We start from the raw sequence: 18,498 nt of genomic DNA, 5'->3' as shown, positions 1-18,498 counted from the left end.
AACGGGCTCTAAGCCTTGGTAACTGTCATCCCCGCCTTGCGGTAGGCTGCGATGGTTTCCTCCGCCGTGCTGCGTTCAACAACCAGGCCCTGTGCTTCATTCATCGGCAAAATCACGAAAGGCGATGCGGCGCCCAGTTTTTCGGAGGAGGCGAGAACGATGGTTTCGGCCGCATGGCGGGACAAGGCTCGCTTGATGACAGCTTCTTCGGAATCGCCCGTCGTCAGGCCGATCTCCGGGTGAATGCCGGTGACGCCCATAAAATAGATGTCGGCACGGTATCGGGCGATGGCTTCTATGGCTGACGCACCCACGGCGACGACAGAATGCTTGAACAGCCGCCCGCCGATCATCTCCACCGTCATGCCGGGATGAGCCACGAGCTCGACGGCGATGCTGGGGCTATGGGTGACGATGGTTGCCTCGAGCCCCGGCGGCAAATGGCGGACGAGCTGCACGGCCGTCGTGCCGCCATCGACAAACACCACCTGTCCGGGCCGGATCATGGCGGCCGCGGCGCGGCCGATGGCTTTCTTTCCATCGGTGGCAATGGCCTGGCGTCCCGAAAAGTCGGCAAGGGCAGGCGAGGCGGGCAGAGCGCCGCCATGCACCCGCTGCAACAGTCCCTCCGCCGCCAGCTCGCGCAAATCCCGGCGGATCGTATCTTCCGACAGGTTGAGTTGCTCGCTCAGGGTCTTGGCGACCACCTGTCCTGTATCCTTCAGAACCGCGAGAATATGCGCCTTGCGCTGTTGCGTCAGCATGTGGTCCTCAAAATATTGCACGATATTTCTTGACTCTGCACGAAGTTGCACGTTTTATCAAGTCGATCCTGTCCCATGGTGGTGCCCAATGACCAAGCTTGCCGACCGTGTCCGTATCCGGACCGTGAAAATTCTTGCCGATGACTGGTTCGTGCTGAAAAAGACGACATTCGATTATCTGCGCCGCGACGGCACCTGGCAGACGCAGAACCGGGAAACCTATGATCGCGGCAATGGCGCGGTGATCCTGCTCTATGACCGGGCGCGGCGCACCGTCATCCTGACGCGCCAGTTCCGCTACCCCGCCTTCGTCAATGGCTGCAGCGAGCTGTTGATCGAGGCACCTGCCGGGCTGCTCGACAATATCTCGCCGGAGGAGCGCATCCGCAGGGAAGCGGAGGAGGAGACCGGCTATCGCGTGAAGCATGTGCGCAAAGTCTTCGAAGCCTTCATGAGTCCGGGGTCGGTGACCGAAAAGCTCTATTTCTTTGTCGGGGAATACACCTCGTCGGACCAGGTTTCGGATGGCGGCGGCGAAGAAGCCGAGGGCGAGGATATCGATGTCCTCGAACTGCCCTTTGACGAGGCACTGGCCATGATCGGCAGCGGCACCATTCAGGACGGCAAGACAATCATGCTGCTGCAGCACGCCGCCCTGCACATTTTCGCTTGATCCTCACAAAACATACGGAGAAGACCATGCTTATTCTGATCGCCGGGCCATACCGGTCCGGAACCAATGACGATGCCGGCAAGATGGCTGACAATCTCAAGCGGCTGGAGGAGGTGTCCTGGCCGCTGTTTCAGGCCGGCCATCTGCCGATGATCGGCGAATGGGTGGCCTTGCCCGTATGGCATGCGGCGGGCGGCAAGACGATCGGCGATGCGCTCTACGACCAGATATTCCATCCGGCGGCCGGGCGGCTGATCGCGCTGTGCGATGCGATCCTGCGCCTGCCTGGTGATTCAAAGGGAGCGGACAATGATGTCCGCCTTGCCAATGAGCGGGGTATCCCGGTCTATTACCGGCTGGAGGACGTGCCGGGCTGCGGGGCTTTGGCGGCCCCGCACTGAGTTTCATGTGGCGGGCACCAGCACGGCGCGCTTTTCCGTGGTGAAATAGAGAAGCGCGAGCACCGGAAGGGCAAAGCCGATCCAGGAGGTCAGCCACCAGCCGCCATGGGCAAAGGCCCAGCCGCCGACGGCCGAACCGATGGCGCCGCCGGCAAAGAATGTCGCCATGTAAAGCCCGTTCAGGCGGTTGCGGTATTCCGGTCCGAGCGAGAAGATCGCCCGCTGTCCCAGCACGAGATTGGTGGTGACGCCAAAGTCGAGCAGGATGGCGGCTGCCGTGAGCAGGCCGAGCGCCAGTGCCGAGCCATGCGGCGCCAGATGCGTCATCAGAAACGATGCCGATACCAGCAGCAAGGCAAAGATCGTTGCCGGGCGTGTCAGGCCGCGATCGGCCCAGCGTCCGGCAATGGGGGCCGCAATGGCGCCGGCAACACCCGCCAGCGCAAACAGGGCAATGCCACCCTGCGACAGGCCGAATTCCGGTCCGGCCAGCAGCAGCGGTGTCGTGGTCCAGAACACACTGAAGGCTCCGAACATGCAGGCCTGATACAGCGCGCGGCGCTGCAGGATCGGCGTTGTCACGGCCAGACGACCCATGGACGACAGCAGGTGGCGGTAGGCGAGTTTCGAGGCGGGAACCCGCTTCGGCAAGGCCAATGCCAGCACGATCATCAGGACGATCATCGTGGCGGAGGAAAGATAGAACACCACGTGCCACGAGGAAAACTGCGCGATGAAGCTGGAGGCGGGGCGCGCCAGCATGATGCCCAGCATCAGGCCGCTGACGACATTGCCGACAACCTTGCCGCGTGCGGCTTCCGGAGCCATGTGGGCGGCGTAGGGGACGAGGATCTGTACGGCGACCGAGCCGAGCCCGATGAAGAGGGCGGCGGCGAGGAATGGCAGGGGATGGGTGACCAGTCCGGCAGCGAGCAGCGCGGCAGCACCGGCGAAAATGACGGTCAGGATCAGGCGGCGGTTTTCGAAGAGATCGCCCAGCGGCACGATCAGCAGCAGACCGAGGCCGTAGCCGATCTGCGTCAGCGTGACGATGAGGCCGGCGGCTGCCGGAGACATGCCAAGTTCCGCGCTGATGGGTCCGGCCAGCGGCTGGCCGTAATAGAGGTTGGCGGCAATCAGCCCGCAGGCGGTCGCGAGCAGCAGCGTCAGCCACGGGGAAATGGCCGGATGATCAGACGGGGCGTCTGTATGGGGGGACGACATGGGTAACTCCTTGGGAGGGAATTGAGAGTTTATTGATGGATGCGATCAGGTCAGGGTTTTCATGGCCACGGTCACGGCGGCCACCATTTCATCGCGTGTACGCCCGGTTTTTCCGACAACGCGCATGCCCTGCACCAGACAGAGCAGGAGCCGCGCCGTCGCCTTGCCGTCGATCTGGGCGGGCACCGAGCCGTCATTCCGGCCCAGCTCGATCAGGTCCCGCAGCACGGCTTCATTGCTATCCATGGCAGCCGCGACTTTTTTCGCGACCTCCGGGTCGAACGTTGCCAGCTCGCTGGCGCAACTGACGACAAGGCAGCCCAATTTTCCTGTCTGGCCATGTGAGACATCGGCATAAAGGGTCAAGGCGTCACGGATGCGTTCATAGCCCGTCTTGTCCGTATCGATGACGGCGCGCAGCTTGCCGCTGCGCACGGTCCGGTACCGGTCAAAGGCGGCCAGAAACACGCCGCGCTTGTCCTTGAACGCCTTGTAGACGCTGCCCGAAGCCAATTGCATGGCGTCGGTCAGATTGCCGATCGAGGTGGCGTGGTAGCCGCGTTCGCTGAAGACGCGCAAAGCCTTGTCGAGCGCTTCGTTCATATCGAATTCGCGGGGGCGGCCACGGCCGCGCATGGTGTCTGATGCAATGGTTTCGGTCATGCCCCAATATAGGGAAGGATCATTCCCTAAATCAAGTGTTATCTCAGATATCCTGCCTTTCGGTCTATTGCGTGCGCGCCTTGGCCACATCCGCCGGGGTAATGGCCGATTGCTTGCCACCGAAATGCCCCAGCACGTAGTTGCTCAGCGCCGCGATCTCGACATCCGAATAAGCATTGGCGAAGGCCGGCATGGACTGCCTGCCCTGCGGCGTGGTCATGTGCGCGCCCTTGAGGATAACCTGGATAAGATTGGTCCCGTCGGGATCGTTGACGGTCCGGCTGCCTTTCAGCGCGGCATAGGGCGTTTGCAGACCCTCACCGTTCCAGCCATGACAGCTGGCGCAGGCACCCTGGAAAAGCTTGAGCCCGAGCCCATCCTGCGCGTCCGCAGCAGGGGCATAGGCGGTGGATGCGGTGAGCGTAGCCGGTTCCGCTTCGACAACCGCATTGTCGGTGGACGTCTGCGGCGGCACCGATTTCACATAGGTGACGATGGCCTTGATGTCTTCCGGCGTCAGATGGCGCAGGCTGAAGTCGACGGCTTCCCCCATGCTGCCGGTGGCGGCGCCGCGCCCCTCCGCATGGCCTTTCGAGAGGTAGTCGAAAAGCTGCTGGTCGCTCCAGCCGCCGATGCCGGTGCGCTTGTCCGAGCTGATATTGTAGGCTTTCCAGCCCTGCAGTTCGGCCCCGGCGAATTTCCTGCCATTATCGACGGCGTAAAACACGTTGCGCGGGGTGTGGCACTCGCCGCAATGGGCCATGGCTTCGACCAGATAGGCACCGCGATTCCATTCAGCCGTCTGCGCCGGGTCGGGCTGCAGCGGGCCGCTCGGCACGAAAAGCAGGTTCCAGAAGCGCATGACATAGCGCTGGTTGAAGGGGAAACCCAATTGATTTTTCGGCGCGTTGGCCTTGATCGGCGGCAGGCTGAAGAGATAGGCCTTGATCGCCAGTGCATCTTCCGTCGTCATCTGGGCATAGGCGGCATAGGAAAAGGCGGGGTAGAGATTCTGCCCATCCTTGTCGATGCCCTGATGCAGCGCGCGCACGAATTCCGCATCGCTCCAATTGCCGATGCCCGTCTCCTTGTCCGCCGTGATGTTGGGCGAATAGATCGTGCCGAACGGCAGTTTGAAGGCGAGCCCACCGGCATAGGGCTTGCCGCCGGCGGTGGTGTGGCAGGCAACGCAATCGGCGGCGCGGGTGAGATATTCACCGCGATCGATCAGCGCCTGTCCTGTCGGCAGCTTCGCCTGTGCCGCGGAAACATCCGGCAGCGAGGCCGGCTTGAACAGGAAGATCGCGACGCCTGCCGCAATGACAACCACGACGACGAGCAGGAGGAGGCCGAGTCTTTTCATGATTCAGGGTCTCACAGCTTTTCGAGTTCGGTATCGGCCGGCTTTGCGCTCGCCAATGCAGCCGCCAGAGGCGCCGCGAGCGGAGGAATTATCGACACGCTTTTCTTGTCGGTGCCGTCGGTTTTCAACGCGTCGCGGTTGAAGGGCAGCGTGCGCAGGCGCTTGCCGGTGGCCGCGAAGATGGCATTGGCGAGGGCGGGCGCTGCCGAAACCGTTGCGGTCTCGCCGATACCGCCCGGGGATTCGCTGCTCTTGACGTGGTGGATTTCGATCTTCGGCGCTTCATTGTTGCGCAGGATGCGGTAGTCGTGGAAATTGCTCTGGTCGACGCGGCCATCGGTGAAGGTGATGCCGCTGTAGAGCGCGGCGGAAAGACCGAAGATCAGGCCGCCTTCGATCTGTGCTTCCACCGTATTGGGGTTGATGGTGATGCCGCAATCGACGGCCACAACGGCGCGGTGCAGCGTGATTTCGCCTGCCGGAGAAACCGAGATTTCCAGCACCGCGGCCATGTAGCTGCCAAAGGCATCGTGCAGGGAGATGCCCCGGCCCATGCCAGCGGCAAGCGGCGTTCCCCACCCGGATTTCTCGGCGACAAGTTCAAGCACGCCCGCCGCACGCGGCTGGTTCTTGGTCAGGGCGCGGCGGTATTCCACCGGGTCCTTGCCCGCCGCATGGGCGAGTTCATCCATGAAGCTTTCAACCACGAAGACATTGTGCGTGGGGCCGACCCCGCGCCACCAGGTGATGGGAACGGGCGGGTCCTCGCGCACCCAGTCGACCTGGATGACCGGCAGGTCGTAGGGCGGCTTGGCCGCGCCTTCGACCGCGTCATCGTCGAGCTTGTCCTCGGGCCAGCCGCTTGGGATGTAGTTTCCGAGCACCGAGCCGCCGGCGACATGGTCGACCCATACGGTCGGCAATCCGTCGGCACCGAGCCCCGCGGCTATGCGGTCGTAATAGGCGGGGCGGTAAAGATCATGCTGGATGTCTTCTTCGCGGGTCCAGATGATCTTGACGGGATAGCTCACCTGCCTGGCGATGGCGACAGCCTGCGCCACGGATTCCGCCACGAGACGCCGGCCGAAGCCGCCGCCGATGAGCTGGTTGTGCAGGATGACTTTCTCCAGGGGAAAGCCGGTCACTTTCGCAGCAAGCCCTTGCGCGATAGCCGGGACCTGCGTGCCGACCCAGATTTCGCACTCGTCGGGCCGCACATGCACGACACAGTTGATCGGCTCCATCGGGGCATGGGCAAGGAATGGCAGCTCGTAGGTTGCCTCGACCTTCGTGGCGGCGGCTTTCATCCTGCCGTCCACATCGCCTTCCTGGCGCGCCATGATCGGCTTCTTGCGCTCGGATGCGGCTTTCAGCGCCGCCATGATGTTGGCACTGGCAAGGTTGGCGTTCGCCCCTTCGACCCAGGTGATGTCGAGGGCTTCCAGGCCCTTTTTTGCCGCCCAGAAATGATCGCCGATCACGGCGACGGCGTTGTCCAGCCGAACGACATCGCGCACGCCGGGAATGGCCCGCGCGGCCTTGTCGTCGACATCGCCGAGCTTGCCGCCGAGGACAGGGCAGGCGGCGACGGTTGCCACCTTCATGTCAGGCACGCGGATATCGATCCCGTATTTCACGGCGCCGTTGACCTTGCCCGGCGTGTCCAGCCTGCGGCTCGACTTGCCGATCAGCTGGAAATCCTTCTGGTCCTTCAGTTTTACCTCGGCCGGCACGGGTTGCCTGGCTGCCGCGTCGGCAAGCGCGCCATAGGCAAGCTGGCGTCCGGTTGGCTGGTGGGTCACCACGCCAAGCCTGGCCACGCATTCGCTCACGGGTACGGACCATTCCGCGGCGGCTGCGGCAACCAGCATCATCCGCGCGGTTGCGCCGGCCTTGCGCAGGGGTTCCCACGTGGCGCGCATGGAGGTGGAGCCGCCGGTCGCCTGTCCGCCCAAAGCTGCCGTGGCGTAGAGCTTGTCGTTCGGCGGCGCATCGACGGCCTTCACCTGATCGAGGCTGACTTCCAGTTCTTCGGCAATCAGCGTCGCTTCGCCGGTATGGGTGCCCTGGCCCATTTCGATATTGGGAAGGATGAGGGTGATCAGCCCGTCAGTACCGATGCGGATGAAGGCGTCGGGCGCAAAGGCGGCAGTGACATCGCCGTCAACCGGCTGTGCGGTGCTCGCCGCAAGCACCGGTTTGATGCCTACGCCGAACAATGCAAATCCCAGAAGCAGTCCGCCGCCCTGCAGGAAGGCGCGGCGGGAGGTGGCTGTTTTCGGGGAGGGGGAGGAGGATGGCTTGCTCATGCTGGCTATCTCCATTTCCTCAGGCCTTCGCGGCCTGTTTTATCGCCGCTCGTATCCGGGTATAGGTGCCGCACCGGCAGATATTGCCGGACATGGCCGCATCGATATCCCGGTCGCTGGGGTCAGGATTGCGATCGAGCAGGGCCGAGGCAGACATGATCTGCCCGGACTGGCAGTAGCCGCACTGGATGACCTCCAGATCAAGCCAGGCGTCCTGAATCTTCTTGCCGGCGGGCGTTGTGCCGATGGCCTCGATCGTCGTGACCTTCCGGGCACCGACGGAAGCGACAGGCAGGACGCAGGAGCGCACCGGCCGCCCGTCGAGCTGCACCGTGCAGGCGCCGCACTGGGCAATGCCGCAGCCGAACTTGGTGCCGGTCAGGCCAATCACGTCACGCAGCACCCAGAGCAGAGGCATATCCTCCGGCACATCCACATTGCGCTCTTCGCCGTTTATATTCAGGGCTATCATTCGGCCGCTCCTCGGTTATCCGCATCCCGTGGGACAGGTGTCAAAGTCAACGCAGCGTATGCGATTGTTCGCACAGAAAAGCGGTGCTTACCAGAGGTAGTAACGGGAAGGTGATCGCACCGGCCGCACGTGCGATGTCACGGGGTGGAAGGGTGCGCCGGCAAAACAGCAATCAAAGGCGATACGCTCGCTTGCGTATCGCCGGAGATTGATCTGCGATATTTATCGGATGATCAGATTGCAAGGATAACCGCAGTCACCATCAGTGCACCGAACAAAATGACCGAGCACGTCATCCAATTGGATAAATCGCCATTTTCCTTAACGTGTCGCATCGCCTGCCTCCTGTTGAGCGTAGCCGGATAATCCGGCGCGTTCTCAAGGATCACGAACACCCGCCGCTGACTCTGATGGCCAACGATCGTTTTTGCTCGGAGTGATTCATGTCCTGCTGCCGGAGCGTGCGGAACGGGTGTTCAGCCATCCGGATAACAGCAAGCGGATAATAACACTTTTGGATGTGCCGCTCAATTTGTTGTCCGCCACAGAATCATCACATTTGATATCGGAGCCGTGAAATTGCGTTAACTTTTCGTTAAACGACCACTCTTGGAAAGACCATTCGGACAAGGGCACCGCGCCCCGCATGGAAACTGGCCGGTGCGTCGTGCATTTCCAGTTGCCCGCCGTGATCCTCGACAATCTTCTTGACGATGGCCAGGCCAAGTCCCGTTCCCTTTTCGCGGGTGGTCACGTAGGGTTCCAGCAGCTGGTGGCGGTTCTCAGCCGGCAGGCCCTTGCCGTTGTCCAGCACCTCGGCAACGATGGAAGGACCGGCAGCCATGGCCCGCACCAATATATGGCCTTCGCTGATGGCGCCCGACAGCAGAACCGCATCGATGGATTCCGACGCGTTCTTGATGATGTTGCCGAATGCCTGCCCCAAAAGGCGGCTGTCGAAATTGCCGATCAGCGGTTCGTCGGCGAATTCGTGGGCAAACTTGATCTGGCTGTTGCTGATTTCGACAAGGAACGATGCATCACGCAGCACATCGCGGATGTCAGTCGCCGCCAGTTGCGGCTTGGGCATGCGGGCGAATTCGGAAAACTCGTCCACCATGCGGCCGATATCCCCGACCTGCCGGATGATGGTCTCGGTGCACTGGTCGAAAACCTCGCGGTCTTCGGTGATCACCTTGCCATAGCGGCGGCGCAGCCGTTCGGCGGAAAGCTGAATGGGGGTCAGCGGATTCTTGATCTCGTGGGCGATGCGCCGGGCCACATCGGCCCAGGCGGAGGAGCGGTGCGCGGCCACCAGATCGGTGATGTCGTCGACGGTCACCACGTAGGACGTGTTGTGCGTGTCCGCATCTTCCCGGGTGATCTGGACGTTGAAGGAGCGGGCGACGCCGTTGCGGGTCATGGCGATCTGCTTGCGGCTCGAGGAGCGGCCGCTGTCACGCGCCGTGGTGAACACTTCGCCGAACTCCGGCAGAAGCTCCGTCAGGTTGCTGCCGATGGTGGAGACGTGATCACCCAGCAGCATGGTTTCCGCCGGCCGGTTGATAACGGCGATGTCGCCTTCCGTGTTGACGCTGATGACCCCGGCGGTCACCCCCGAAAGCACGGCTTCGGTAAAGCGCCGGCGCTCGTCGATCTGCTCCTTGGCGGAAATCAGGTCGGTGTGCTGGGTCTTCAGCTGCTGCACCATGTTGTTGAAGGTGAGGGAGAGCGAGCCGATGTCGCCATCGGAGCCGCGCACGGGGACCGAGACGTCGAAATCGCCGGTTGCCACTTCTTCCGCCGCCCCGATCAGCAGGCGGATCGGCTGGACAACGCGGTTGGCCACCGCGATGCCGGTCCAGACGGCGGTGAGCAGCAGCAGCAGCGTCAGTTCGATGTAAAGCAGCGCATAGGCGATCTGCGTGTTCTTGCGGTTGCTGGCCAGCGATTGGTACTCGCTGTTGTTGTCGGTCATGATCCGCATGTTGTTGAGGGCAGAGGGATCGATTGTGCGCACGGTGTAGAGATAGAGATCGGGCAGGGCCTGCGTCTTGATCACCGCGCCGACGAGATTGGTGGCGCCAGGCGGGATCAGCACCGGCCGGTCGCCGGCGGCGCCGCGCAGGGCCGACAGGGGCACCGGCGGCAAGGTATGGTCGTTGATGAGGCTGGCGCTGACGACGGGCGTGCCGCTCGAATCGACGAGGGATGCGCCCAAAAGGTTGTTGCGCCCGGCATCATAGGTTAGCCAGTCGGAAAAGGCGCCGCGATCCAGGCTGAAAAGCATGCGCCGCTGGTCGAGCTCGATGACCATGGACAGGGTCGTGGTCAAAAGGTTCTGCGCATTGTCCTCGGTATAGGACTGCGCGGCCTTGATGGACATGTCGATGATCTTGTTGTTGTCGACGTTGATCCATGAGTTCAGCCGGTTGTCGAGGATGATCAGGGAAAAACAGGCCACGATGATCGACGGAATCGATGCGATGAGTGCAAAGATGAAGGCAATGTTGGTGTGCAGGTCATTGTGCTTTTCCTTGTTCTTGAAAAGGAAGAGTTTGCGCACCGTGGCATAGGACAGATAGACCAGCAGCAGGATCGAAACGGTGTTGGCCGCGATGATGAGCTGGGTTATCTCTTTCGTCGGCGAGATGCTGGTGATGCCCATCATGACGATGAACGAGGCAATCGTCGTGGCCAAAGCCAGCAGCGTCATATACAGCGCGCCCTTGGGCAGAACCTGTTGCTTGATCTCGGTTTCGCTGGAGGACATGCATCAGCCTCGTTGGGTCAGTCCGTCGGATAACGAAGACCGCAGTATTCTCCTGTGGATTATCGGGCGGGGTGCCGCTTGTAAAGCAAGCTTGCATTCAGGCACCGGTTTGAGGCAACAGGAAGCCGGTGCGTTGCTGATCTGCCACGCGGCCCGGCTGGAGTATCGATATGACGATCCGCAGGATTTTGAAATTCCCCCATCCCGATCTGCGGGCGAGGGCAGACATTGTCACCGTATTCGATGACGGTTTGCAGCATCTCGTTGCCGATCTTCTCGACACGATGCGCGATGCACCGGGCATCGGCATAACCGCGCCGCATATCGGTGTTCTCAAACGTGTTGTTGTCATCGAGCTTGCGGATGGTCAGGGCGTGCGGTCCTACATCAATCCGTTGATCGAATGGTCATCGGATGTGCTGGTCAGGAACATGGAGGGCAGCGTGTCGATGCCCGGCATGAATGACGAGGTTGAACGTCCGGCGGCCATCCGCATACGCTATCAGGATATATCCGGCGCGGCGCAGACGCAGGAAGCGGACGGGCTGCTTGCGGTTTGCCTGCAGCACGAGATCGATCAGCTCGACGGCATTTTCTGGCTGTACCGGCTGTCGAGGCTCAAGCGCGACCGGTTGATCAAGCGGTTCGAGAAGCAGCAGCGCATCCAGATCGCTTAAGCCTATTGCTTTATCGGCCTGTAACAAGGTTGAACAGCTGAACGATAATTAACCTTAGATTGCAGTATTTAACTTGACGCTCCGGCTCTCCCGTCGCCAAAGTAGACATAATGCGGTGGGTGACTGCAGAGGAGCGAAGATTGCGTAATGCCATCGAGTAAGTCGCGAAACTCACCGTTCGACACCCAGAATGAGCGTGGTGGCGACCGCTTGCTCCAGATTGAAGCCGTCTATGACAAGGTCCCGGTCGGGCTTTGCTACCTCAATCGCGACGGCATCTTTGTCACGGTCAACGATCAGCTTTCCCGGATGCTTGACGTCAGCAGCGATCATGCGGTTGGCCGGTCGGTGGAGGATGTGGTGCCCGACCACGCCGCCTTGTTGCGGGCCAGCCTGGTCGCTGCCCTGAAGGAAAAGCCCATTCCCGATCACACGATGCAGCGGGGGGCTGAAACACTGATGATTTCCGCCGCTCCGGTGACCAATGATCTTGGGGAAGTGGCGGGAATTTCGGTGGCCTACACCAATATCACCACCATGACCAAGATTTCCGAGCGACTGGCCGAAATCGAGCAGCGCACGACCTATGCGCTCGAGAGCGCCGGGCAATGGATATGGGATATGAATATTGCGACGAACCGGGTCTGGCGTTCGCCGCAATACCGGACCCTGCTCGGGCTGGACCCGGCCAGCCCGGCGGCGGAGAACGTGGCGTGGGACATCGTGCATCCCGATGACAAGGCCAGCACGATCCAGGCATTCGAAGATGTTGTCAGCGGCCGAAAACCGCATTTCGAAGCGGTCTACCGGGTGCCGCGCGGCAATGGCGGCGAGGCGTGGATACTCAGCCGCGGCAAGATCGTCGAATATGGTCCCGACGGATCGCCGCTGCGGCTGCTGGCGACCAGCGTCGACATCAGCGGTCAGAAACAGATTGAAGAAGAGTTGTCCTCAACGGTGCGGTTGCGGATGGAGCTGGAGCAGAAACTGCTCGAAGCCAACCGGAAACTGAAAAAGCTGTCGGAAAGCGATCATCTGACCAGCCTGCCGAACCGGCGCAAGTTCAGCCGCCTGCTCAAGCGGGAATATGAGCGGGCGAGTGATCACGGGCAGCCGCTGGCCTTGCTGATGATCGATATCGACTACTTCAAGGCCTATAATGATGTCTATGGCCATCTGGCCGGGGACCGGTGCCTCGTGCAGGTGGGGCGTGTCCTCAGCAAGGTGATCGGCAAGGGCACCGGCGTTGTCGCGCGTTTCGGCGGGGAAGAGTTTGCGGCGCTGCTGCCGGGCGCCAGTATCGATGAGGCGGCGGACATTGCCACGACCTTGCTGGAGGCCGTCGCCGGCCTGCATCTGGATCAAGAGGATGTTCCGGCTGGCCGGACATCGGTCAGTATCGGCATCAGCGCGCTTGCACAGTTGCCCGCCGCCACGCAGGACGGCGCGGATGCATTGGTGAACCTGGCAGACCGGGCTCTCTACGAAGCAAAGCGCGCCGGACGCGGTAGGGTGCGTGTCTGGGGCAGTTTTTCCACGGATTAGGCCGGTTCTATCGGCCCGGCGTGCGGATGGTTTTGCGCCAGACCATCGATGCGTGCAGGCTGACGGAACGGTTGTCCAATCCGGACTCGTCGGCGTCATTGGTCAGCCACTCCACGCTGGTTCTGACGATGTCCTCGACCGGCTGGGCAAATGTTGTCAGCGCGTAGGACGACCAGTCGGCCTGGGGGATGTCGTCGAAACCGGTCACGCAAAGCTCGTCCGGAATGCGCAGGCCGAAATCATGGCGTGCGCTGTCCATCAGCCCGAATGCCATGAGATCGTTGACGCAGAACACCGCATCGGGCCGGGTCGGCTCGGTGAACAGCATCCGGGCAATGTGCTGCCCGCTCTCATAGACCGTGTTGCCATGGCGGATCACCGTCACCTCCAGCCCGAATTCGGCGGCGGCGGCAATGAAACCATGTTCGCGCGCCATCAGGCTTGGCGTGCCGACGGCCGAATTGGCAAAGGCCAGACGGCGGCAGCCGGCACGCAGGAAGGCATTGACGGCCGCCCGCGCGGCGCGCCTGTCATCGAGATTAATGCGGAACGGCCCTTCGATCTCGTCATCCCGGTTGATCAGGACAATGCGCTGCCCGCTGTCGAGGCAGAGTTTGGTGATCGCCTTGTCGGGGAGGCCGGAGAGCAGGATCGACGCGTCCGCCCGGTAATTGAGCGTCTGCCGCAGGGCGGCATCGACGCTGCCGTCAGAGCGGTCGGTGTTGATGATCATGCAGACCTTGCCGGCCTTCTGCAGCGCATGGGACAGTTCCCGCACCAGCCGGGCGCGATAGGGCGTGTCCATTTCCGAGGCAACGAGACAGACGATGCCGCTTTCGCTGCGCATCAGGCCGCGGGCAAGCTGGTTGACGTGATAGCCGAGCGCATCCGCCGCTTCGATGACGCGCCGGCGCGTCTCGTCGGACACGCTGGCGCCGGGAGTGAACGTGCGTGAAACCGCCGAACGCGACACACCGGCTCTTTTTGCAACGTCTTCGGCGCTGATGAATGACTTGTTCAACGAGATTTCCACCCGGGCAACATTCGGTTTTTCCATAGATTGCACACGATTGCTCTTCTCCGCAAGGCAAGCATATTCAAATTTAATCGGACAAAATCAATAAGCCGGCTTGACATGAACTGTTCGCATGTGAAACTTTTGCACACGCTTGCAAAACAAGCAGCGGCATGGAGGTGCCGTTTTTTCAGGGAGGAGAAATTCATGCGTTCAGTCTTTGCCATTGCTGCTGCTTTTGCTGCCGGTATCCAGATGATGCCGATGGAGGCGCGTGCGGCGGACAATCTCAATCTGATCTGCTCGGCCGATGTCGTCATCTGCGAGCTGATGAAGGGCATGTTTGAGAAGGATACGGGCATTCAGGTCAATATGGTGCGCCTGTCGTCGGGCGAAACCTATGCAAAAATCCGCGCCGAGGCGCGCAACCCCAAGACCGATATCTGGTGGGCGGGCACGGGCGATCCGCATCTGCAGGCGGCATCCGAGGGCCTGACACAGGAATACAAATCGCCGCTGCTGGACCAGTTGCAGGACTGGGCCAAGAAGCAGGCGGAAAGTTCCGGCTACAAGACCGTCGGCGTCTATGCCGGGGCGCTGGGATGGGGCTACAACACCGATATCGTCAAGAAAAAGGGCATGAAGGAAGCCAAGTGCTGGGCCGATCTGCTCGATCCGTCCTACAAGGGCGAAATCCAGATGGCCAATCCGAACTCGTCGGGAACAGCCTATACGGCGCTCGCATCGCTGGTGCAGATCATGGGCGAGGACAAGGCCTATGACTATCTGAAGAAGCTCAATGCCAATGTCTCGCAATATACGAAATCCGGTTCCGCTCCGGTGAAGGCCGCGGCGCGCGGTGAGACGGCGCTCGGTATCGTCTTCATGCATGACTCGGTGGCCCAGACCGTTGAAGGCTTTCCGGTGAAAACCGTCGCGCCATGCGAAGGCACGGGCTACGAGATCGGCTCCATGTCGATCGTCAAGGGCGCGCGCAATCTCGATGCGGCGAAGAAATGGTATGACTGGGCGCTGTCTGCCGAGGTGCAGTCGCACATGAAGGAAGCAAAGTCCTTCCAGCTGCCATCGAACAAGGCGGCGGTCGTTCCGCCGGAAGCGCCGAAGTTCGAAGACATCAAGCTCATCGATTATGACTTCAAGACCTATGGCGATCCGGCCAAGCGCAAGGAACTGCTTGACCGCTGGGACAAGGAAATCGGCGCAAGCGCCAATTGATCTGAGTTCCGCAGTTTCGCGTGCCCGGTATTTCTATTCGGGCACGCCAGCCATTTCCATCATCGAAGACAGTATTGGGTAGCACAATGGAACGTAGCGACCGGAGATTGAACATTGCTCTCGGTATAGGCCTTGCCGGGTTTGCCCTTGTGCCGTGGTACAGGATCGAAAGCGGATTCTACGGCCTTGGCTGGCTGGGCAAATTCCCGTCCGGTGCGGTGGAAGCGCCCGGCCTTGTGCAGATCGCCAGCCATGGCCGCTGGTCGCTGGCCATCATCGCGCTGTTGTTCGCGCTGGGACTGGCTGCCCGGGTGTTCAAGGTGTCGCCGCTGCGGGCCAATCTGCTCATCGGGGCAGGCGCTGCCGGCATTGTCTTTCTGGTTCTGCAGGGGCTTGCCATCGGTTTCACCGGCTGGAGCTGGGCGATCAGCGAAAGCCTGTTCGGGCCGCTCGCCGACGGGCAGCCGTCCATGGGGGCGGGGGCCGGTCTGGTTGCGCTGTCCTTCGTCCTGATGTTTTCCTTCGGGTTGGCCGAACGCGGTGTGCTGCGCGGCGACGCCTTTGTCGTCGCGTCGATTGCGCTCCTCATCTTCCTCGTTGCCATCTTCGTGTTCTATCCCGTCGGCAGCATGCTGATCGGCTCGGTCCAGAGCGTTGACGGTTCGTTCGACCCTTCCGGGTTCGTGCGCAATATCCAGGACCCGTCGATCTGGAGTCTCGATTGCGTGGTCGGCGGCACCCGCTGCGGCATTGCCTGGCGCACGCTGTTCCTCGCCATTCTCGCCGCGTCGGGTTCCACCCTCCTTGGCCTGTGCTTTGCGCTGGTCGCCACCCGCACCCGGTTCCCGTTCAAGAAAGGCTTGCGTCTTCTGACCATCCTGCCGATCATCACGCCGCCCTTCGTCATCGGTCTGGCGTTGATCCTGCTATTCGGCCGCGCTGGTGTCGTCACCCAGCAATTGTCCGAGCTTTTCGGCATCGAGCCCGGCCGCTGGCTCTACGGCCTGACCGGCATATGGATCGCGCAGGTCCTGTCATTCACGCCGATCTCGTTCCTCGTCCTGATCGGCGTCGTCGAGGGCGTCAGCCCATCAATGGAAGAGGCATCGCAGACTTTGCGCGCCGACCGCTGGCGCACCTTCTGGCGGGTTTCCCTGCCTTTGATGAAACCCGGTCTCGCCAATGCGTTTCTCATCGGCTTCATCGAAAGCATGGCGGATTTCGGCAATCCGCTGGTGCTCGGCGGCAGCCACGGCGTTTTGTCGACGGAAATCTTCTTCGCCGTCGTCGGTTCGCAGAACGATCCGTCGCGGGCAGCGGTGCTTGCGATCATCCTGCTGTTCTTTACGCTCTCGGCGTTTCTCGCCCAGCGCGTCTGGCTGGCAGGCAAAAGCTTTGCCACAGTCACCGGCAAGGGCGATTCCGGCGCGCATATCGCCCTGCCGCGCACCCTGTCGATCGGTGTCCACGCGATCGTCATTCCGTGGATACTGTTCACGCTCGTCATCTACGGCATGATCCTGTTCGGCGGTTTCGTGCGCACCTGGGGTCTCGACAACACGCTGACGCTGGAACATTACCAGCGGGCATTCTCCTTCAGCTTCAGCAATGGCGCCATTGCCTGGACCGGCGTTGCCTGGAACTCGTTCTGGACGACAATCAAGATCGCGCTGATTTCAGCACCGCTGACTGCAGCCGTCGGCCTGCTCACGGCCTATCTGATCGTGCGCCAGCGCTTTGTCGGCCGCAATGTCTTCGAGTTTGCCCTGATGATGAGCTTTGCCATTCCCGGCACGGTCATCGGCATCAGCTACATCATGGCCTTCAACCTGCCGCCGCTTGAAATGACCGGGACGGCGCTGATCCTGATCGCCTGCTTCGTCTTCCGCAACATGCCCGTGGGCGTGCGCGGCGGCGTGGCGGCGATGAGCCAGCTCGACAAGAGTCTCGACGAAGCCTCGCTGACGCTGCGGGCAACGAGTTTCCGCACCATCCGCAAGGTGATCCTGCCGCTGCTGCGCCCGGCCATCGTGGCCGCGCTGGTCTATTCCTTCGTGCGCGCCATCACCTCGATCAGCGCTGTCATATTCCTTGTAAGTGCCGAATATAATATGGCGACTTCCTATATTGTCGGGCTCGTCGAAAACGGCGAGTACGGCGTGGCGGTGGCCTACTCCTCGATGCTGATCGTCGTCATGATCGTCATCATCACCTGTTTCCAGCTTCTGGTGGGCGAACGAAAACTGCGCCGCGAAAACCGCGTTGCGACAGCCTTCGTTCCCTCCGCCGCTCCACAAGAAAAGGCCGCATCATGACCACCCATCGCACCGGCTCCGTCGTCTTCTCCAATGTCAAAAAGCAGTTCGGCAATTTCACAGCCATTCACGATCTCTCGCTGACGATCGAGCCCGGCACGCTGGTCACGCTGCTCGGCCCGTCCGGTTGCGGCAAGACCACGACCCTGCGCATGCTGGCGGGGCTGGAGCACCCCTCCGCCGGCCGTATCCTGATCGGCGGCAAGGATGTCACCATGCTTCCCGCCAATGAGCGCGATGTCTCGATGGTGTTCCAGTCCTATGCGCTGTTTCCACATATGTCGGTTGCGGAAAACGTCGCCTACGGCCTTGAATCCTCGGGCATGAAGAAATCCGATGCGCGGGAAAAGGCGGAGGAAGGGCTCAAGCAGGTTGGCCTTTCCGGCTATGGTCAGCGCCTTCCGGCGGAATTGTCCGGTGGCCAGCAGCAGCGTGTCGCCGTCGCGCGGGCGCTGGTTCTGGAGCCGCAGGTGCTGCTGTTGGACGAACCCCTGTCCAATCTCGATGCGCGGCTGCGCCGCCGCGTGCGCACCGAAATCCGTGAGTTGCAGCAGCGGCTCGGCTTCACTGCTGTTTATGTCACGCACGATCAGGAGGAAGCGCTCGCCGTGTCCGACCAGATCATCGTCATGCAGGAGGGCGTCATCGCCCAGCAGGGCTCGCCGCGCGAGCTTTACGAAGCACCGGCTTCATCCTTCATTGCGGATTTCATCGGCGAGGCCAATGTTGTGCCGTGTGAAGTGCTGCGCAGCGACGGCGGCAATGCCATCATCCGTGTCGGCACGCTGGAACACGCCGTGCCGGGCCGCAACGCCCGGCCGGGACCGGCGAAGCTCGCCGTGCGGCCCAATGCGATCACGCTGGAAGCGGGTGGGAACGGTGCCTTCGCCGGAAGCATCCGGCATGCCGCCTATCTCGGCGATCACGTCGAATATGAAGTGGAAACCGCGTCCGGAACGCTCTTCGTGGTCGATCCGGCCGTAGACCGCAATCTTCCTCCCGCAACCAGTGTCAGCATCGGTTTCCACCATCGCGGCATCGCCATCATCAACAACTGAAACTGCATTT

Annotated in this window: 15 protein-coding genes; 7 read left to right on the top strand and 8 right to left on the bottom strand. The window is 61.6% G+C overall.

Annotated features, from left to right (window positions below; translation table 11 throughout):
- Positions 1-8: 8 nt before the first annotated feature.
- Complete coding sequence (locus ACIQWS_RS12195; protein WP_403177220.1) at positions 9-764, bottom strand: DeoR/GlpR family DNA-binding transcription regulator; 756 nt, start codon at positions 762-764, stop codon at positions 9-11.
- 88 nt (positions 765-852) lie between these two features.
- Between ACIQWS_RS12195 and ACIQWS_RS12190 the strand changes: the two genes are divergently transcribed.
- Together ACIQWS_RS12190 and ACIQWS_RS12185 are read left to right on the top strand one after the other, a co-directional pair.
- Positions 853-1,437: an NUDIX domain-containing protein gene (locus tag ACIQWS_RS12190; protein ID WP_403177215.1), complete on the top strand. Its 585-nt coding sequence runs from the start codon at positions 853-855 to the stop codon at positions 1,435-1,437.
- Between the two features lie 26 nt (positions 1,438-1,463).
- Positions 1,464-1,838 (top strand): DUF4406 domain-containing protein, encoded by a 375-nt coding sequence (locus tag ACIQWS_RS12185; protein WP_223612663.1) that lies wholly within the window; start codon positions 1,464-1,466, stop codon positions 1,836-1,838.
- 3 nt (positions 1,839-1,841) lie between these two features.
- Here the strand turns inward: ACIQWS_RS12185 and ACIQWS_RS12180 are convergent, their stop codons facing one another.
- From ACIQWS_RS12180 to ACIQWS_RS12155, 6 genes are all read right to left on the bottom strand, one after another.
- Positions 1,842-3,062 carry an MFS transporter gene (locus ACIQWS_RS12180; protein ID WP_403177209.1) on the bottom strand — a complete coding sequence of 407 codons (1,221 nt, stop codon included), beginning with the start codon at positions 3,060-3,062 and terminating at the stop codon, positions 1,842-1,844.
- Positions 3,063-3,107: 45 nt separating this feature from the next.
- A complete protein-coding gene (locus ACIQWS_RS12175; protein ID WP_403177203.1) occupies positions 3,108-3,725 on the bottom strand; it encodes a TetR/AcrR family transcriptional regulator in 618 nt (205 codons plus the stop codon).
- Positions 3,726-3,789: 64 nt separating this feature from the next.
- Complete coding sequence (locus ACIQWS_RS12170) at positions 3,790-5,088, bottom strand: c-type cytochrome (RefSeq protein ID WP_403177194.1); 1,299 nt, start codon at positions 5,086-5,088, stop codon at positions 3,790-3,792.
- 11 nt (positions 5,089-5,099) lie between these two features.
- Entirely contained in the window at positions 5,100-7,397 is a 2,298-nt protein-coding gene (locus ACIQWS_RS12165) for a molybdopterin cofactor-binding domain-containing protein (protein ID WP_403177188.1), read from the bottom strand.
- Positions 7,398-7,416: 19 nt separating this feature from the next.
- The gene (locus ACIQWS_RS12160) at positions 7,417-7,869 is read right to left on the bottom strand and encodes a (2Fe-2S)-binding protein (RefSeq protein ID WP_403177183.1); all 453 of its coding nucleotides are present in this window, start codon (positions 7,867-7,869) and stop codon (positions 7,417-7,419) included.
- A 595-nt stretch (positions 7,870-8,464) separates the two neighbouring features.
- The gene (locus ACIQWS_RS12155) at positions 8,465-10,642 is read right to left on the bottom strand and encodes an ATP-binding protein (RefSeq protein WP_403177180.1); all 2,178 of its coding nucleotides are present in this window, start codon (positions 10,640-10,642) and stop codon (positions 8,465-8,467) included.
- Positions 10,643-10,812: 170 nt separating this feature from the next.
- Here ACIQWS_RS12155 and ACIQWS_RS12150 point away from each other — a divergent pair, with 170 nt between their 5' ends.
- Together ACIQWS_RS12150 and ACIQWS_RS12145 are read left to right on the top strand one after the other, a co-directional pair.
- On the top strand, positions 10,813-11,319 hold the full coding sequence (locus ACIQWS_RS12150) for a peptide deformylase (RefSeq protein ID WP_403177175.1): 507 nt from the start codon (positions 10,813-10,815) through the stop codon (positions 11,317-11,319).
- A gap of 210 nt (positions 11,320-11,529) precedes the next feature.
- Positions 11,530-12,864, top strand: coding sequence for a diguanylate cyclase (locus tag ACIQWS_RS12145; RefSeq protein WP_403177172.1), 1,335 nt, complete (start codon positions 11,530-11,532; stop codon positions 12,862-12,864).
- A 7-nt stretch (positions 12,865-12,871) separates the two neighbouring features.
- Here ACIQWS_RS12145 and ACIQWS_RS12140 read toward each other — a convergent pair whose 3' ends face one another.
- Complete coding sequence (locus tag ACIQWS_RS12140; RefSeq protein ID WP_403177166.1) at positions 12,872-13,885, bottom strand: substrate-binding domain-containing protein; 1,014 nt, start codon at positions 13,883-13,885, stop codon at positions 12,872-12,874.
- 201 nt (positions 13,886-14,086) lie between these two features.
- Between ACIQWS_RS12140 and ACIQWS_RS12135 the strand changes: the two genes are divergently transcribed.
- From ACIQWS_RS12135 to ACIQWS_RS12125, 3 genes are all read left to right on the top strand, one after another.
- On the top strand, positions 14,087-15,115 hold the full coding sequence (locus ACIQWS_RS12135) for an ABC transporter substrate-binding protein (protein WP_403177159.1): 1,029 nt from the start codon (positions 14,087-14,089) through the stop codon (positions 15,113-15,115).
- Between the two features lie 86 nt (positions 15,116-15,201).
- Positions 15,202-17,430 (top strand): ABC transporter permease, encoded by a 2,229-nt coding sequence (locus ACIQWS_RS12130; RefSeq protein ID WP_403177156.1) that lies wholly within the window; start codon positions 15,202-15,204, stop codon positions 17,428-17,430.
- Positions 17,427-18,488: an ABC transporter ATP-binding protein gene (locus tag ACIQWS_RS12125; RefSeq protein ID WP_403177153.1), complete on the top strand. Its 1,062-nt coding sequence runs from the start codon at positions 17,427-17,429 to the stop codon at positions 18,486-18,488. Before ACIQWS_RS12130 ends, ACIQWS_RS12125 begins: the two co-directional genes overlap by 4 nt.
- Positions 18,489-18,498 lie beyond the last annotated feature (10 nt).

The organism is Phyllobacterium sp. NPDC097923 (assembly GCF_044760925.1).
Taxonomy (GTDB): Bacteria; Pseudomonadota; Alphaproteobacteria; order Rhizobiales; family Rhizobiaceae; genus Phyllobacterium; species Phyllobacterium calauticae.
The sequence above is the reverse complement of the archived record's forward strand: the minus strand, read 5'-3'. Positions and strand labels throughout refer to the sequence as shown.

What these genes read in the sequence shown, in the direction of transcription:
- ACIQWS_RS12195 (WP_403177220.1), bottom strand. Translation starts at nt 764, where the DNA reads ATGCTGACGCAACAGCGCAAGGCGCATATTCTCGCGGTTCTGAAGGAT.
- ACIQWS_RS12190 (WP_403177215.1), top strand. Translation starts at nt 853, where the DNA reads ATGACCAAGCTTGCCGACCGTGTCCGTATCCGGACCGTGAAAATTCTT.
- ACIQWS_RS12185 (WP_223612663.1), top strand. Translation starts at nt 1,464, where the DNA reads ATGCTTATTCTGATCGCCGGGCCATACCGGTCCGGAACCAATGACGAT.
- ACIQWS_RS12180 (WP_403177209.1), bottom strand. Translation starts at nt 3,062, where the DNA reads ATGTCGTCCCCCCATACAGACGCCCCGTCTGATCATCCGGCCATTTCC.
- ACIQWS_RS12175 (WP_403177203.1), bottom strand. Translation starts at nt 3,725, where the DNA reads ATGACCGAAACCATTGCATCAGACACCATGCGCGGCCGTGGCCGCCCC.
- ACIQWS_RS12170 (WP_403177194.1), bottom strand. Translation starts at nt 5,088, where the DNA reads ATGAAAAGACTCGGCCTCCTCCTGCTCGTCGTCGTGGTTGTCATTGCG.
- ACIQWS_RS12165 (WP_403177188.1), bottom strand. Translation starts at nt 7,397, where the DNA reads ATGAGCAAGCCATCCTCCTCCCCCTCCCCGAAAACAGCCACCTCCCGC.
- ACIQWS_RS12160 (WP_403177183.1), bottom strand. Translation starts at nt 7,869, where the DNA reads ATGATAGCCCTGAATATAAACGGCGAAGAGCGCAATGTGGATGTGCCG.
- ACIQWS_RS12155 (WP_403177180.1), bottom strand. Translation starts at nt 10,642, where the DNA reads ATGTCCTCCAGCGAAACCGAGATCAAGCAACAGGTTCTGCCCAAGGGC.
- ACIQWS_RS12150 (WP_403177175.1), top strand. Translation starts at nt 10,813, where the DNA reads ATGACGATCCGCAGGATTTTGAAATTCCCCCATCCCGATCTGCGGGCG.
- ACIQWS_RS12135 (WP_403177159.1), top strand. Translation starts at nt 14,087, where the DNA reads ATGCGTTCAGTCTTTGCCATTGCTGCTGCTTTTGCTGCCGGTATCCAG.
- ACIQWS_RS12130 (WP_403177156.1), top strand. Translation starts at nt 15,202, where the DNA reads ATGGAACGTAGCGACCGGAGATTGAACATTGCTCTCGGTATAGGCCTT.
- ACIQWS_RS12125 (WP_403177153.1), top strand. Translation starts at nt 17,427, where the DNA reads ATGACCACCCATCGCACCGGCTCCGTCGTCTTCTCCAATGTCAAAAAG.